Consider the following 13,366-nt stretch of genomic DNA (forward strand, 5'->3'; position numbering starts at 1 on the left):
GGTGAACGAACTGCCGCAACAGCTGGCCAATGGACTCATCCTCGGCGCGATGTACGGACTCATCGCGATCGGCTACACGATGGTCTACGGCATCGTCCAGCTCATCAACTTCGCCCACGGCGAGATATTCATGGTCGGGGGCTTCGGCGCCCTCACCGTCTGGCTGATACTCCCCGAAGGCTTCGCCCTCGGCGCCGCGATCCCCCTCATGATCCTCGCCGGCGTCATCGTCTCCGTCGCCGTCGCCACCGCGGCGGAACGCTTCGCCTACCGGCCACTGCGCAGCGCACCACGCCTGGCACCCCTCATCACCGCCATCGGCCTGTCCATCGTCCTCCAGCAGGCCGTATGGATGTGGTACCCCGACGCGAAGAAGGACCAGCCCTTCCCGCAGTTCGAGGGCGGCCCCATCGACATCCTCGGCGCCAACGTCCAGCGCGGCGACCTCTTCGTACTGATCGCCGCCCCGCTGTGCATGATCGCCCTCGGCGTCTTCGTCAACAAGACACGCTCCGGCCGCGGCATGCAGGCCACCGCCCAGGACCCCGACACCGCCAAGCTGATGGGCATCAACACCGACCGCATCATCGTCATGGCCTTCGCCATCGGTGCCGCGTTCGCCGCCATCGCCGCCGTCGCCTACGGCCTGAAAAACGGTCAGGTCGGCTTCCGCATGGGCTTCCTGATGGGCCTCAAAGCCTTCACCGCAGCCGTCCTCGGCGGCATCGGCAACATCTACGGCGCCATGCTCGGCGGCGTCGTCCTCGGAGTCGCCGAATCCCTCGCCACCGGCTACATCGGCGACATCCCCGGCATGGAACTCTTCGGCGGCGGCGCCTGGAAGGACGTATGGGCCTTCAGCCTGCTCATCCTCGTCCTCCTGTTCAGGCCACAAGGCCTGCTCGGCGAACGCGTCTCGGATCGGGCGTGATACCCATGACCACCGAAACCCCCATGGAAAAGATCACCGACACCCCCAAGGTGTCCACCGCCCCGGCCACCCCGATCATCCCGATCCCCGCCGCCGCGGCACGCACACTCGCAGTCGCCGGATCCGCCCTCGCCCTCGCAGGCACCTTCCTCGCCTGGACCTGGACCAGGGACTTCCCCGGCAACCTCACCGTCACCGGCTACCCCGGCGGCCTGCAGGTGCTCACGCTCGTGGGAGCACTCCTCACCCTGCTGTTCGCCCTCTCCGGCTACGGCATCCGCGGCCTCGGCTGGCTCACCCCCGGCGGCAAGAACAGCCCCGTCCTGCTCGCCGCCCTCGGCGTGTTCGGCACCACCGGCTACGCCATCGGCGCCATCAGCTACGAACTCGGCGGCCTCGTCAACCTCGAACCCGGCGCCTGGGTCTCCGGCACCGGCGCCCTCATAGCCGTCATCGGCGCCCTCGGCCTCCCCGCCGACCAGCCCTACGACGCCGCGGACCCCACCCCCAACCTCTGGGGCCGCATCCGCCACTCCCTCAGCGCCCCCGAACCCGGCCGCGCCAAGGACCTGCCCTCCTGGGCCGAAATCCTCATCATCGCCGCCGGCTTCGGCGTCGGCCTGTACGTCTTCGCGTACGGCATCGGCACCGAATACTCCGAGCTGTTCATCGGCTTCCTGATCGTCACGGCCTTCGGCTTCACCGCCGTCACCCGCGCCGGTCTCCTCAAGCGGCTCTCGCACCTCACCGCCAAACACCGCAACGTCGCCATGACAGCGGCCTTCGTCGCGGCGATCTGCTTCCCCTTCACCCAGACCAACGACCAGTTCGCCCTCATCGGCGCGAACATCCTCATCTTCGCCACGGTCGCCCTGGGCCTCAACGTCGTCGTCGGCCTCGCCGGCCTCCTCGACCTCGGATACGTCGCCTTCCTCGGCGTCGGCGCCTACGCCGCCGCCCTGGTCTCCGGCTCCCCGCAGTCGAGCATCGGCGTCGAATTCCCGTTCTGGGCAGCAGTCCTCACCGGCGCCGCCGCCTCGCTGATCTTCGGCGTGGTCATCGGCGCCCCCACCCTGCGACTGCGCGGCGACTACCTCGCCATCGTCACGCTCGGCTTCGGTGAGATCTTCCGCATCACCATGAACAACCTGAACGGCAACAGCGGACCCGACGTCACCAACGGCTCCAACGGCATCCCCAACATCCCGGACCTGGAGATCTTCGGGTTCAACCTCGGGCTGCCCCACGACGTCCTGGGCACCGAACTCACCCGCTCCGGCAACTACTACCTGCTGATGCTGCTCTGCACGGCCATCGTCGTCCTGGTCTTCCGCCGCTCCGCGGAATCCCGCATCGGCCGCGCCTGGGTCGCCATCCGCGAGGACGAGACCGCCGCCACCGCCATGGGCATCAACGGCTTCCGCCTCAAACTCCTCGCCTTCGCACTCGGCGCCTGCCTCGCCGGCCTCGCCGGCACCGTCCAGGCCCACGTGTCCTACAGCGTCACCCCCGAGCAGTACCAGTTCGCCGGCTCCGTACCGCCGAACTCGGCCTTCCTGCTCGCCGCCGTCATCCTCGGCGGCATGGGCACCATCAGCGGCCCCCTCATCGGCGCCGCACTGCTCTACCTCATCCCGGCCAAGCTCCAGTTCATGGCCGAATACCAGCTGCTGCTCTTCGGCATCGCACTGATGCTGCTGATGCGCTACCGCCCCGAGGGCCTCGTCGCCGACCGCAGGAAGCAGCTCGAATTCCACGAGACCGGACAGCTCGACGTACCGGAGGACAAGCCATTGCCCGAAGGCGCAACCGGCGTCGCCAAGGCAGGGGCGTGACCGCCATGACCACCACCACGACAACACCCACCAGCACCACGGTGCTCGACGCAAGCGGCGTCACCATGCGCTTCGGCGGCCTCACCGCCGTCCGCGACGTCAACCTCACCGTCAACACCGGCGAGATCGTCGGACTCATCGGCCCCAACGGCGCCGGCAAGACGACCTTCTTCAACTGCCTCACCGGCCTCTACGTGCCCACCGAAGGCAAAGTCGCCTACAAAGGCACCGTCCTGCCGCCCAAGCCCCACCTGGTCACCCAGGCCGGCATCGCCCGCACCTTCCAGAACATCCGGCTCTTCGCCAACATGACCGTCCTGGAGAACGTGCTCGTCGGACGGCACACCCGCACCAAGGAAGGCCTCTGGTCGGCCCTCCTGCGCCTCCCCGGCTTCAAGAAAGCCGAAGAGGAATCCCGCGCCCGAGCCATGGAACTCCTGGAGTTCACCGGCCTCGCCGCCAAAGCCGACCACCTCGCCCGCAACCTGCCCTACGGCGAACAGCGCAAGCTGGAGATCGCCCGAGCACTCGCCAGCGAGCCCGGCCTGCTCCTCCTCGACGAGCCCACCGCCGGCATGAACCCGCAGGAAACCCGGGCCGCCGAAGAACTCATCTTCGCCATCCGCGACAAGGGCATCGCCGTCCTCGTCATCGAACACGACATCCGGTTCATCATGAACCTCTGCGACCGGGTCGCCGTGCTCGTCCAGGGCGAGAAAATCGTCGAAGGCCCCGCCGAAGTCGTCCAGGCCGACGAACGCGTCATCGCCGCCTACCTCGGCACACCCTTCGAAGGCGCACCGGGCAAGGAGGAAGCCGCCGAGGTCGAAGCCGCGGAGGCCGACGCCGAGGCGCACAGCACCACAGAAGGGGACGACAAGTGACCGCACTGCTCGAGGTCGAAGACCTCAGGGTCGCCTACGGCAAAATCGAAGCCGTCAAGGGCATCTCGTTCAAGGTCAACGCGGGCGAGGTCGTCACCCTCATCGGCACCAACGGCGCCGGAAAGACCACCACCCTGCGCACCCTGTCCGGCCTCCTCCAGCCCGTGTCCGGCGACATCAGGTTCGACGGCAAATCGCTGAAGAAGATCCCCGCCCACAAGGTCGTCTCCCTGGGCCTCGCCCACTCCCCCGAGGGAAGGCACATCTTCCCCCGCATGACGATCGAGGACAACCTCCGCCTCGGCGCCTTCCTCCGCAACGACAAGGAAGGCATCGAGAAGGACATCCAACGCGCCTACGACCTCTTCCCCATCCTCGGAGAACGCCGCAAGCAAGCCGCCGGCACCCTCTCCGGCGGCGAGCAGCAGATGCTCGCCATGGGGCGGGCACTGATGTCCCAGCCGAAACTGCTCATGCTCGACGAGCCCTCCATGGGCCTCTCCCCGATCATGATGCAGAAGATCATGGCAACCATCCAGGAACTCAAGGCCCAGGGCACCACCATCCTGCTCATCGAGCAGAACGCCCAAGCCGCCCTCTCCCTGGCCGACCACGGCCACGTCATGGAAGTCGGCAAGATCGTCCTCTCCGGCACCGGACAGGACCTCCTGCACGACGAATCCGTACGCAAGGCCTACCTCGGCGAGGACTGAGCACCCGCTCACACAAGTGAGGCCCGCGCCCCCTCCCCGGGGACGCGGGCCTCACTCATACCAACGGAAAGCACCCGGCGTCAGCCGCCCTTGGCCGCCTTCTTCTCCTCGGCGTCCTCGATCACAGCCTCCGCCACCTGCTGCATCGACATCCGTCGATCCATCGACGTCTTCTGGATCCACCGGAACGCCGCCGGCTCGGTCAGACCGTACTGCGTCTGCAGAATCGACTTCGCACGATCCACCAGCTTCCGCGTCTCCAGCCGCTGAGTGAGATCAGCGACCTCCTTCTCCAGCTCCTTCAACTCCGTGAACCGCGACACCGCCATCTCGATCGCCGGCACCACATCACTCTTGCTGAACGGCTTCACCAGATACGCCATCGCACCCGCGTCCCGCGCACGCTCCACCAGATCCCGCTGCGAGAACGCCGTCAGCATCAACACCGGCGCGATACTCTCCTCGGCGATCTTCTCCGCCGCCGAAATACCGTCCAACTTCGGCATCTTCACATCGAGGATGACAAGATCCGGCCTGTGCTCACGGGCCAGCTCCACAGCCTGCTCACCATCACCGGCCTCACCGACGACGGTGTACCCCTCTTCTTCGAGCATCTCTTTCAGATCGAGCCGGATCAGCGCCTCGTCCTCGGCGATGACGACACGGGTCGTCAGCGGAGGCACGTGCGACTTGTCGTCGTCGGGCGCGTCTACGGGCTGGGGCGACTCGGGGGCGGTCACGGGGGCTCCTCGTTCAGGGGCAGGGGTACTGCTGACATGAGGGTACCTAGCTGCGGTAAGGTGGGTGCGCGAGGGGTTGCACGTCTCCTTCCTTTCTAAGGCCCCAGTACTCCAACTGGTTAGAGAGGCCGCTCTCAAACAGCGGACAGTGTGGGTTCGAATCCCACCTGGGGCACATTTCCTTCGAATCCAAGGTCGCGAAGAAAAAAGCGGATGGCCACGTTCTCGTGGACATCCGCTTTTTGCCGCGTGTCGCCACGAACACGCGCAGAGAGTGTGCGCATGTACGACCTCAGCACGCGCGAGCGGGCATTGGCGCTGATCGCTACCGGGCGCAGCTTGAACTCGGTCAGCAAAGAGATGGGTATTTCCCGTGCAGCGATCCGGGCATGGCGGATCTGCATCGAACCTCGCCGGCGGACAGGTGGCAGCTGCCCCAGATGCCAGGATGTTCCGAGTCCACCTGAGGACGGAGCGGCGTACGCCTACCTGCTGGGCCTCTATCTCGGTGACGGCTGCATCAACGCTCACCGCCGGGGCGTCTACTTCCTGCGAATCGTGCTGGACAACGCCTGGCCAGGCATTATTGACGCTTGTGAGACCGCAATACGCTCCGTTCGTCCGGACAACAGCGTGTGCCGCGTCAAGAAGCAGGGCTGCGTCGCAGTCACGGGTTCCAGCAAGCACTGGCCATGCCTCTTTCCGCAGCACGGTCCCGGCATGAAGCACCATCGCAAGATCGTCCTCGAAGCGTGGCAACAGGCCATCGTCGACGCCCACCCCTGGGCGTTCATCCGCGGCCTCATCCACTCCGACGGCTGCCGCATCACCAACTGGACGACTCGCCTCGTAGGCGGCGAGCGCAAGCGCTACGAGTATCCGCGCTACTTCTTCACCAACAAGTCGGACGACATCCGGAAGCTCTTCACCGACGCCCTCGTCAAGGTAGGGGTCGAGTGGACCGTCCTCGCCCGCGGCAGCGACCCGTTCAATATCTCCATCGCCCGCAAAGCCTCCGTAGCCCTCATGGACACCCACGTGGGCCCCAAGTACTGACCGCACGCAAAGGGCCCCTCCGCAACGCTGAAGAGGGGCCCCACGCCTGCTATTCAGGCCTGTCGTCCTCCCCGATGTGATGCACGCGCACCATGTTCGTGGAGCCCGACACGCCGGGAGGCGAGCCCGCCGTGATGACGACCGTGTCGCCCTTCTTGCAGCGGCCGTACTTCAGCAGCAGCTCGTCCACCTGGTCGACCATTGCGTCCGTGGACTCCACGTGCGGGCCCAGGAACGTCTCCACCCCCCACGTCAGATTCAGCTGTGACCGGGTGGCCGGTTCCGGGGTGAAGGCCAGCAGGGGGATCGGGGAGCGGTAGCGGGAGAGGCGGCGGGCGGTGTCGCCCGACTGGGTGAAGGCGACCAGGAAGCGGGCGCCGAGGAAGTCGCCGATCTCGGCCGCGGCGCGGGCGACCGCGCCGGGCTGGGTGCGGGGCTTGTTGCGTTCGGTCAGGGGTGACAGGCCCTTGGCGAGGAGGTCCTCTTCGGCCGCTTCGACGATTTTTGCCATGGTGCGGACGGTTTCGATGGGGTACTTGCCGACGCTGGTCTCGCCGGAGAGCATCACCGCGTCGGTGCCGTCGATGACCGCGTTCGCGACGTCCGAGGCCTCGGCCCTGGTCGGGCGGGAGTTGTCGATCATCGAGTCGAGCATCTGGGTGGCGACGATGACCGGCTTGGCGTTGCGCTTGGCGAGTTTGATCGCGCGTTTCTGGACGATCGGGACCTGTTCCAGCGGCATCTCGACGCCGAGGTCGCCGCGCGCGACCATGATGCCGTCGAAGGCGGCCACGATGTCGTCGATCGCGTCGACGGCCTGCGGTTTCTCCACTTTGGCGATCACTGGGAGGCGGCGGCCTTCTTCGTCCATGATGCGGTGGACGGGCTGGATGTCGCGGCCGGAGCGGACGAAGGACAGTGCGATGACGTCGAAGCCGGTGCGCAGGGCCCAGCGCAGGTCGTCTTCGTCCTTGTCGGACAGGGCGGGGACGGAGACGGCGACGCCGGGGAGGTTGAGGCCCTTGTGGTCGGAGACCATGCCTCCTTCGACCACTGTGGTGTGGACGCGTGGGCCGTCGAGGGAGGTGACTTCCAGGCTTACTTTGCCGTCGTCGACGAGGATGCGTTCGCCGGGGGTGACGTCGTCGGCGAGGCCGGCGTAGGTGGTGCCGCAGCCCTCGCGGTTGCCTTCGGCGCCGTCTTCCACGGTGATGGTGAAGGTGTCTCCGCGTTCGAGGAGTACGGGGCCTTCGGTGAAGCGGCCGAGGCGGATCTTCGGGCCTTGAAGGTCGGCGAGGATGCCGACGCTGCGGCCGGTTTCGTCGGAGGCTTTGCGCACGTGCTGGTAGCGCTGCTCGTGGTCGGCGTGGCTGCCGTGGCTGAGGTTGAACCGGGCGACGTCCATTCCGGCTTCGACCAGTGCCTTTATCTGGTCGTAGGTGTCGGTGGCGGGGCCCAGGGTGCAGACGATTTTCGCTCGGCGCATGGGTCGACTCTATGACTTACCGGCGGGTAGAGAATTGGGTGGGCGTGACGACCCAACAACCTGTGTATGAAGGGTTGTTGACAAGCGTTGAATTGTGCGGCGGGGTGCTCCGATGAGCAATTCGTAGTACCCCGCCGGGGTGTTCCGTGTGGGTGGCGTGGTGGTCACAGGCGGGGTGGTGCCATGGTGAATCGTGCGTTCACTTGGGCGTGGACGTGTTGCCGCTGGGGTTCGAGGTCGAGTGGGGCGGCTGCTGAGCTCTCCGCGGCGGCGTAGGCCATGGAGCGCATGCGGCCGCCGGGGGCCGGCGGGAGGGGTGGGGTGTTCTCCGCGCCGATGTCGGCGAGTTCCACCAGTGCGGAGAGGGTGGTGCCCAGTGCTTCGGCGTATTCGCGGGCGCGTTGTACTGCTTCCCGTACGGCTTGTTGCCTGGCTTGGCGGTGGGCGGGCGAGTTGGGGCGTAGGGCCCACCAGGGGCCGTCGACGTGGGTGAGTTCCAGGTCGGCGAGTCGGGTGGTGAGTTCGCCGAGTGCGGTGAAGTCGGTGAGTTCGGCGGTGATGTGGACGCGGCCGTGGTAGGCGTGGACGCGTTCGCCGCGGCCTTTGTCCTTGAGTTCGGGGCTGATGGAGAAGGCGCCGGTTTCCAGGCGTTCGACTGCGTCGCCGTAGGTTTTGATGAGGTCGAGGACGGTTGTGTTGCGGCGGGTGAGGTCGTCGAGGGCGGTGCGGCGGTCTTTGCCGCGGGAGGCGACGAGGACGCTGATGTGGGCGATCTCGGGGTCGACTTCGAGGTGGGCTTCGCCGCGGACGGCGATGCGGGGGGCGTCGGGGGTGCCGTAGGGGACGGGGGGTGGCTGTTCCTCTGTGGGCGTGGTCATACGTCCCACTCTGTCATCGCTTGCTGGGGTACGGCCGTGGTCGGTCATCAGATCGAAACCTGCGGGGTCTGTTGCTGGTCGGCATGCCCAGGTCAGAATCTACGCGCGTTGTTGACCTGTTCCCGCTGGGAGATGCACTCATGCCCTTGAACCGTCGGAAGTTCTTGAAGAAGTCAGCTGTGACCGGAGCGGGGGTGGCGGTGGCCGGTGCGGTGGGTGCTCCGGCGGCTCAGGCCGCCGAGACGGCGAAGGGTTCGCGGCCGAGGAAGCGGTACGCGCTGACCGTGATGGGCACGACCGACCTGCACGGCAACATCTTCAACTGGGACTATTTCAAGGACGCGGAGTACGCCGACGCCAAGGGCAACGCGAAGGGGCTGGCGCGGGTCTCGACGCTGGTGAACCAGGTTCGTGCGGAGAAGGGTCGGCGTAACACGCTGCTCATCGACGCGGGTGACACGATCCAGGGGACCCCGCTGACGTACTACTACGCGAAGGTCGATCCGATCACCGCGAAGGGTGGTCCGGTGCATCCGATGGCGGCGGCGATGAACGCGATCGGGTACGACGCCGTGGCGCTCGGGAACCACGAGTTCAATTACGGCATCGAGACGCTGCGCAAGTTCGAGGACCAGTGCGATTTTCCGCTGCTGGGTGCGAACGCGTTGGACGCGAAGACGCTGAAGCCCGCTTTCCCGCCGTACTTCATCAAGAAGTTCCATGTGCCGGGTGCCCCGCCGGTGAAGGTCGCGGTGCTGGGTCTGACGAACCCGGGCATCGCGATCTGGGACAAGGCGTACGTCGAGGGCAAGATGGTGTTCCCGGGTCTGGAGGAGCAGGCCGCGAAGTGGGTGCCGAAGCTGCGCTCGATGGGCGCGGACGTGGTGGTCGTGTCGGCGCATTCGGGTTCGTCGGGGACGTCGTCGTACGGTGACCAGTTGCCGTACATCGAGAACTCGGCGGCGCTGGTGGCTCAGCAGGTGCCGGGTATCGACGCGATCCTCGTCGGGCATGCGCACACGGAGATCGCGGAGTTGCTGGTCACGAACGAGAAGACGGGCAGGACGGTCGTGCTGTCCGAGCCGCTGTGCTTCGCGCAGAGGCTGTCGTTGTTCGACTTCGAGCTGGTCCTGGAGAAGGGCTGCTGGAAGGTCGAGTCGGTGAAGGCGACGGTGCGTGATTCGAAGACGGTCGCCGACGACCCGAAGATCACCAAGCTGTTGAAGGACGATCACGACATCGTCGTGGAGTACGTCAACCAGGTCGTCGGTACGGCGACGGAGGCGCTGACGACGGTCGAGGCCCGTTACAAGGACGCCCCGATCATCGATCTGATCACCAAGGTCCAGGAGGACGTGGTCAAGGCGGCGCTGGCCGGCACGGAGTACGCCTCGTTGCCGGTTCTCTCCCAGGCGTCCCCGTTCTCGCGCACGTCCGCGATTCCGGCGGGTGACGTGACGATCCGGGACCTGTCGAGCCTGTACGTGTACGACAACACGCTGGTGGCCAAGTTGATGACGGGTGCGCAGCTCAAGGCGTATCTGGAGTATTCGGCGGAGTACTTCGTGCAGACGGCGCCGGGTGCGGCGGTCGAGGTGGACAAGCTGACGAACGCCGGTGGCCGCCCGGACTACAACTACGACTATGTGTCGGGTCTGTCGTACGAGATCGACATCGCCCAGGCGGCGGGTTCCCGGATCAAGAACCTGACGTACAACGGTGTGGCTCTCGACGGTGCCCAGAAGTTCGTGTTCGCCGTGAACAACTACCGGGCCAACGGCGGTGGAGCGTTCCCGCATGTGGCGTCGGCCCAGGAGTTGTGGGCTGAGTCGACGGAGATCCGCACGCGGATCGCGGAGTGGGTGACCGCGAAGGGCGTGCTGGACCCGAAGGACTTCGCGTCGGTGGACTGGAAGCTCACGCGGAACGGCACGCCGGTGTTCTAGGGCCCGTGATGCCCGCATGATCCGAACCACAGCCCCTGGTGCAGGGGCTGTGCGGTGAAGCCTCAGATCCCGTCCATGAGTGGTGTCAGCTCCAGTGGTTGGCGCGCGGCCGGGATCCGGGGCTTTTGCTGTTGGAGGCCGAAGCTGGTGAAGGCGGTGCGGGTGGGGAGGGCGTAGGTCTCCTTGCCGGTGACGGAGTTGAGGATGCTGGCGCTGCGCCAGGCGGCGAGGCCGAGGTCGGGGGTGCCGATGCCGTGGGTGTGGCGTTCGGCGTTCTGGACGTGGACGTGGCAGCCGGAGCCGCTGACGGAGGGGTCCATGACCAGGCGGTACTGGTCGTCGATGCGGGGGCGTTCCTGGTTGTCGCGGCGCAGGTAGGGGTCGAGGCCGGCGAGCAGGCGGTCGAGGGGGCGTTCGCGGTAGCCGGTGGCCAGGACGACGGCGCCGGTGGTCAGGCGTGAGCGGGTGTTCTGGTGGATGTGTTCCAGGTGGAGTTCGATTTTGGTGGTGGCGATGCGGCCGCCGGTGCGGACGTGGACGCCGGGGGTGAGGACGGTGTCGGGCCAGCCGCCGTCGAGGGTGCGGCGGTAGAGCTCGTCGTGGATGGCGGCGAGGGTGTCGGCGTCGATGCCTTTGTGGAGTTGCCATTGGGAGGCGACGAGCTTGTCGCGGACGGGTTCGGCGAGGGCGTGGAAGTAGCGGGTGTAGTCGGGGGTGAAGTGTTCGAGGCCGAGCTTGGAGTACTCCATGGGCGCGAATGCTTCGGTGCGGCCGAGCCAGTGGAGTCTTTCGCGGCCGGCGGGGCGGCGGCGCAGGAGGTCCAGGAAGACCTCGGCGCCGGACTGTCCCGATCCGATGACGGTGATGTGTTCGGCGGCGAGGAGTCTTTCGCGGTGGTCGAGGTAGTCGGCGGCGTGGATGACGGGGACGTGGGGTGCTTCGACGAGGGGTTTGAGGGGGTCGGGGACGTAGGGCTCGGTGCCGATGCCGAGGACGATGTTCTTGGTGTAGGTGCGGCCGAGGGCTTCGGCGTCCCCGTCGGGGGCGAGTTGGGTGAAGTCGACTTCGAAGACGTCGCGTTCGGGGTTGAAGCGGACGGCGTCGACCTGGTGGCCGAAGTGCAGTGCGGGGAGGTTCTCGCAGACCCAGCGGCAGTAGGCGTCGTACTCGGCGCGTTGGATGTGGAAGCGCTCGGCGAAGTAGAAGGGGAAGAGCCGGTCGCGGGTTTTGAGGTAGTTGAGGAAGGACCAGGGGCTGGCGGGGTCGGCGAGTGTGACGAGGTCGGCGAGGAAGGGGACCTGGATGCGGGCGCCGTCGATCATGAGGCCGGGGTGCCAGACGAAGGAGGGGCGCTGCTCGTAGAAGACGGCGTCGAGTTCGGTGAGGGGGTGGGCGAGGGCGGCGAGGGAGAGGTTGAACGGGCCGATGCCGATGCCGACGAGGTCGCGGGGGGCGTCGGGGTCGTGGTGCGGGTGGTTCTGTGAGGTGTTCTCTGGGTGGCTGTGGGGGGTCATCCGGGGGTGTTTCCTTCCACCAGTTTCAGGAGGGCGGCCAGGTCGTCGGGGCGCGTGCGGGGGTTGAGGAATGTGGCCTTGAGCCACAGGCGCCCGTCTAACCGGGCTCGCCCGAGGACGGCGCGGCCGTCGGTGAGGAGCTTTCGGCGTACGGCGGCGACGGCGTCGTCGGTGGTGTGTGCGGGCCGGAACAGGACGGTGCTGATGGTGGGCGGGTCGAGGAGTTCGAAGCCGGGGTGGCGGTGGACGAGGGCGGCGAAGGTGTGTGCCGTGTCGCAGACGTGCTCGACGAGTCGGCCGAGGCCGTGGCGGCCGAGGGTGCGCAGGGTGACGGCGATCTTGAGGGCGTCGGGGCGGCGGCTGGTGCGCAGTGATCGTCCGAGCAGGTCGGGCAGGCCGGCCTCGGTGTCGTCCTCGGCGTTGAGGTAGTCGGCGCGGCGGTGGAGGACGGTGAGGTCGCGGGGGTCGCGGACGGCGAGGAGGCCTGCGGCGACGGGCTGCCAGCCGAACTTGTGCAGGTCGAGGGCGACGGTGTCGGCGGCGTGGAGGCCGGTGAGCCGGTCGCGGTACCGGTCGCTGAACAGCAGGCCCCCGCCGTAGGCGGCGTCGATGTGGAGCCGGGCGCCGTGGGCTGCGCACCGGGCGGCGATGTCCTGGAGGGGGTCGATGAGCCCTGCGTCGGTGCTGCCTGCGGTGGCGGCGACCAGGAGTGAGCCGGGCGGCCCGGCCAGTCGTGTGAGGGCTTCGTCGAGGGCGACGGGGTCGAGCGTCCCGGCCGGGGCGGGCACGACGACCGGCTCGGGCATGCCGAGCAGCCAGGCGGCACGGGGCAGCGAGTGGTGCGCGTTCGACCCGTGGACGAGCCGCACACCGCCGCCGTGAGCCTCCCGCGCGAGGAGCAGGGCGAGTTGGTTGGACTCGGTGCCGCCGGTGGTGACGAGGGCGGCGGGGCGGGGGCTTCGCGGGGCGGCGGGGCGGGGGCTTCGCGGGGCGGCGTGGAGGACGGGGGTGGCGATGCCCGGGCGGTCCTGCGGGGCTGCTGCCCGGGGCGTTGCGGCGTCCGGAGGCGGGGCGGCCCACGGGGCAGCGGCGGCCACCGCGGAGGCGGGGGCGTCGCGGGCCGTACCGGCCTGCGGGGCCGCGGCCCCGGGCGCGGAGGCGTCGGGAAGCGGACCCACCTGCGCAGCAACGGCCGCGAACCGGAGCGCGGCGGCGTCGGGAAGCGGGGCGGCCCACGGGGCAGCGGCGGCCACCGCGGAGGCGGGGGCGTCGGAGGGCCGGCCCGCCTGGGAAGCGTCCGCAGCGGCCCGGGGCGCGGCGGCGTCGGGAAGCGAGCACGCCTCCATAGCGGCAGCCACCCCGGAGGCGGGCGCATCGGAGGGC

The 13,366-nt window shown here is 67.8% G+C and carries 11 protein-coding genes and 1 tRNA gene; 7 read left to right on the top strand and 5 right to left on the bottom strand.

Annotated features, from left to right (window positions below):
- Position 1: 1 nt before the first annotated feature.
- Genes ACFYNL_RS06315 through ACFYNL_RS06330 form a run of 4 tightly spaced genes read left to right on the top strand, consistent with a single transcriptional unit; the run spans position 2 to position 4,363 of the window.
- Positions 2–931, top strand: coding sequence for a branched-chain amino acid ABC transporter permease (locus tag ACFYNL_RS06315; RefSeq protein WP_388797533.1), 930 nt, complete (start codon positions 2–4; stop codon positions 929–931).
- A 23-nt stretch (positions 932–954) separates the two neighbouring features.
- Positions 955–2,766: a branched-chain amino acid ABC transporter permease gene (locus ACFYNL_RS06320; RefSeq protein ID WP_388800460.1), complete on the top strand. Its 1,812-nt coding sequence runs from the start codon at positions 955–957 to the stop codon at positions 2,764–2,766.
- A 5-nt stretch (positions 2,767–2,771) separates the two neighbouring features.
- A complete protein-coding gene (locus ACFYNL_RS06325) occupies positions 2,772–3,650 on the top strand; it encodes an ABC transporter ATP-binding protein (RefSeq protein WP_388797537.1) in 879 nt (292 codons plus the stop codon).
- Positions 3,647–4,363, top strand: a complete 717-nt coding sequence (locus tag ACFYNL_RS06330) for an ABC transporter ATP-binding protein (protein WP_388797540.1) — start codon at positions 3,647–3,649, stop codon at positions 4,361–4,363. Before ACFYNL_RS06325 ends, ACFYNL_RS06330 begins: the two co-directional genes overlap by 4 nt.
- An 80-nt stretch (positions 4,364–4,443) precedes the next feature.
- Here ACFYNL_RS06330 and ACFYNL_RS06335 read toward each other — a convergent pair whose 3' ends face one another.
- On the bottom strand, positions 4,444–5,103 hold the full coding sequence (locus tag ACFYNL_RS06335) for a response regulator (RefSeq protein WP_019756116.1): 660 nt from the start codon (positions 5,101–5,103) through the stop codon (positions 4,444–4,446).
- Positions 5,104–5,203: 100 nt separating this feature from the next.
- Between ACFYNL_RS06335 and ACFYNL_RS06340 the strand changes: the two genes are divergently transcribed.
- Together ACFYNL_RS06340 and ACFYNL_RS06345 are read left to right on the top strand one after the other, a co-directional pair.
- A tRNA-Leu gene (locus ACFYNL_RS06340) sits at positions 5,204–5,278 on the top strand.
- Positions 5,279–5,385: 107 nt separating this feature from the next.
- Positions 5,386–6,159 (top strand): transcriptional regulator, encoded by a 774-nt coding sequence (locus ACFYNL_RS06345; protein WP_388797543.1) that lies wholly within the window; start codon positions 5,386–5,388, stop codon positions 6,157–6,159.
- A 49-nt stretch (positions 6,160–6,208) separates the two neighbouring features.
- Here the strand turns inward: ACFYNL_RS06345 and pyk are convergent, their stop codons facing one another.
- Both pyk and ACFYNL_RS06355 read right to left on the bottom strand, forming a co-directional pair.
- Complete coding sequence (pyk, locus tag ACFYNL_RS06350; protein WP_388797546.1) at positions 6,209–7,645, bottom strand: pyruvate kinase; 1,437 nt, start codon at positions 7,643–7,645, stop codon at positions 6,209–6,211.
- Between the two features lie 164 nt (positions 7,646–7,809).
- The gene (locus ACFYNL_RS06355; RefSeq protein WP_388797549.1) at positions 7,810–8,523 is read right to left on the bottom strand and encodes an SIMPL domain-containing protein; all 714 of its coding nucleotides are present in this window, start codon (positions 8,521–8,523) and stop codon (positions 7,810–7,812) included.
- 140 nt (positions 8,524–8,663) lie between these two features.
- Here ACFYNL_RS06355 and ACFYNL_RS06360 point away from each other — a divergent pair, with 140 nt between their 5' ends.
- Positions 8,664–10,469 (top strand): bifunctional metallophosphatase/5'-nucleotidase, encoded by a 1,806-nt coding sequence (locus ACFYNL_RS06360; RefSeq protein ID WP_388797552.1) that lies wholly within the window; start codon positions 8,664–8,666, stop codon positions 10,467–10,469.
- Between the two features lie 62 nt (positions 10,470–10,531).
- On the opposite strand, the gene ACFYNL_RS06365 is transcribed toward ACFYNL_RS06360, so the two are convergent.
- Together ACFYNL_RS06365 and ACFYNL_RS06370 are read right to left on the bottom strand one after the other, a co-directional pair.
- Positions 10,532–11,983 carry a lysine N(6)-hydroxylase/L-ornithine N(5)-oxygenase family protein gene (locus tag ACFYNL_RS06365; RefSeq protein ID WP_388797555.1) on the bottom strand — a complete coding sequence of 484 codons (1,452 nt, stop codon included), beginning with the start codon at positions 11,981–11,983 and terminating at the stop codon, positions 10,532–10,534.
- On the bottom strand, positions 11,980–13,329 hold the full coding sequence (locus ACFYNL_RS06370) for a pyridoxal phosphate-dependent decarboxylase family protein (RefSeq protein WP_388800463.1): 1,350 nt from the start codon (positions 13,327–13,329) through the stop codon (positions 11,980–11,982). The genes ACFYNL_RS06365 and ACFYNL_RS06370 overlap by 4 nt, the downstream gene beginning before the upstream one ends.
- Positions 13,330–13,366 lie beyond the last annotated feature (37 nt).

Source organism: Streptomyces sp. NPDC007808, assembly GCF_042868655.1.
In the GTDB taxonomy this organism is placed as follows: Bacteria; Actinomycetota; Actinomycetes; order Streptomycetales; family Streptomycetaceae; genus Streptomyces.

Coding starts and splice junctions, on each gene's coding strand:
- pyk (WP_388797546.1), bottom strand. CDS start 7,645: ATGCGCCGAGCGAAAATCGTCTGCACCCTGGGCCCCGCCACCGACACC.
- ACFYNL_RS06325 (WP_388797537.1), top strand. CDS start 2,772: ATGACCACCACCACGACAACACCCACCAGCACCACGGTGCTCGACGCA.
- ACFYNL_RS06355 (WP_388797549.1), bottom strand. CDS start 8,523: ATGACCACGCCCACAGAGGAACAGCCACCCCCCGTCCCCTACGGCACC.
- ACFYNL_RS06365 (WP_388797555.1), bottom strand. CDS start 11,983: ATGACCCCCCACAGCCACCCAGAGAACACCTCACAGAACCACCCGCAC.
- ACFYNL_RS06345 (WP_388797543.1), top strand. CDS start 5,386: ATGTACGACCTCAGCACGCGCGAGCGGGCATTGGCGCTGATCGCTACC.
- ACFYNL_RS06320 (WP_388800460.1), top strand. CDS start 955: ATGGAAAAGATCACCGACACCCCCAAGGTGTCCACCGCCCCGGCCACC.
- ACFYNL_RS06360 (WP_388797552.1), top strand. CDS start 8,664: ATGCCCTTGAACCGTCGGAAGTTCTTGAAGAAGTCAGCTGTGACCGGA.
- ACFYNL_RS06370 (WP_388800463.1), bottom strand. CDS start 13,329: ATGGAGGCGTGCTCGCTTCCCGACGCCGCCGCGCCCCGGGCCGCTGCG.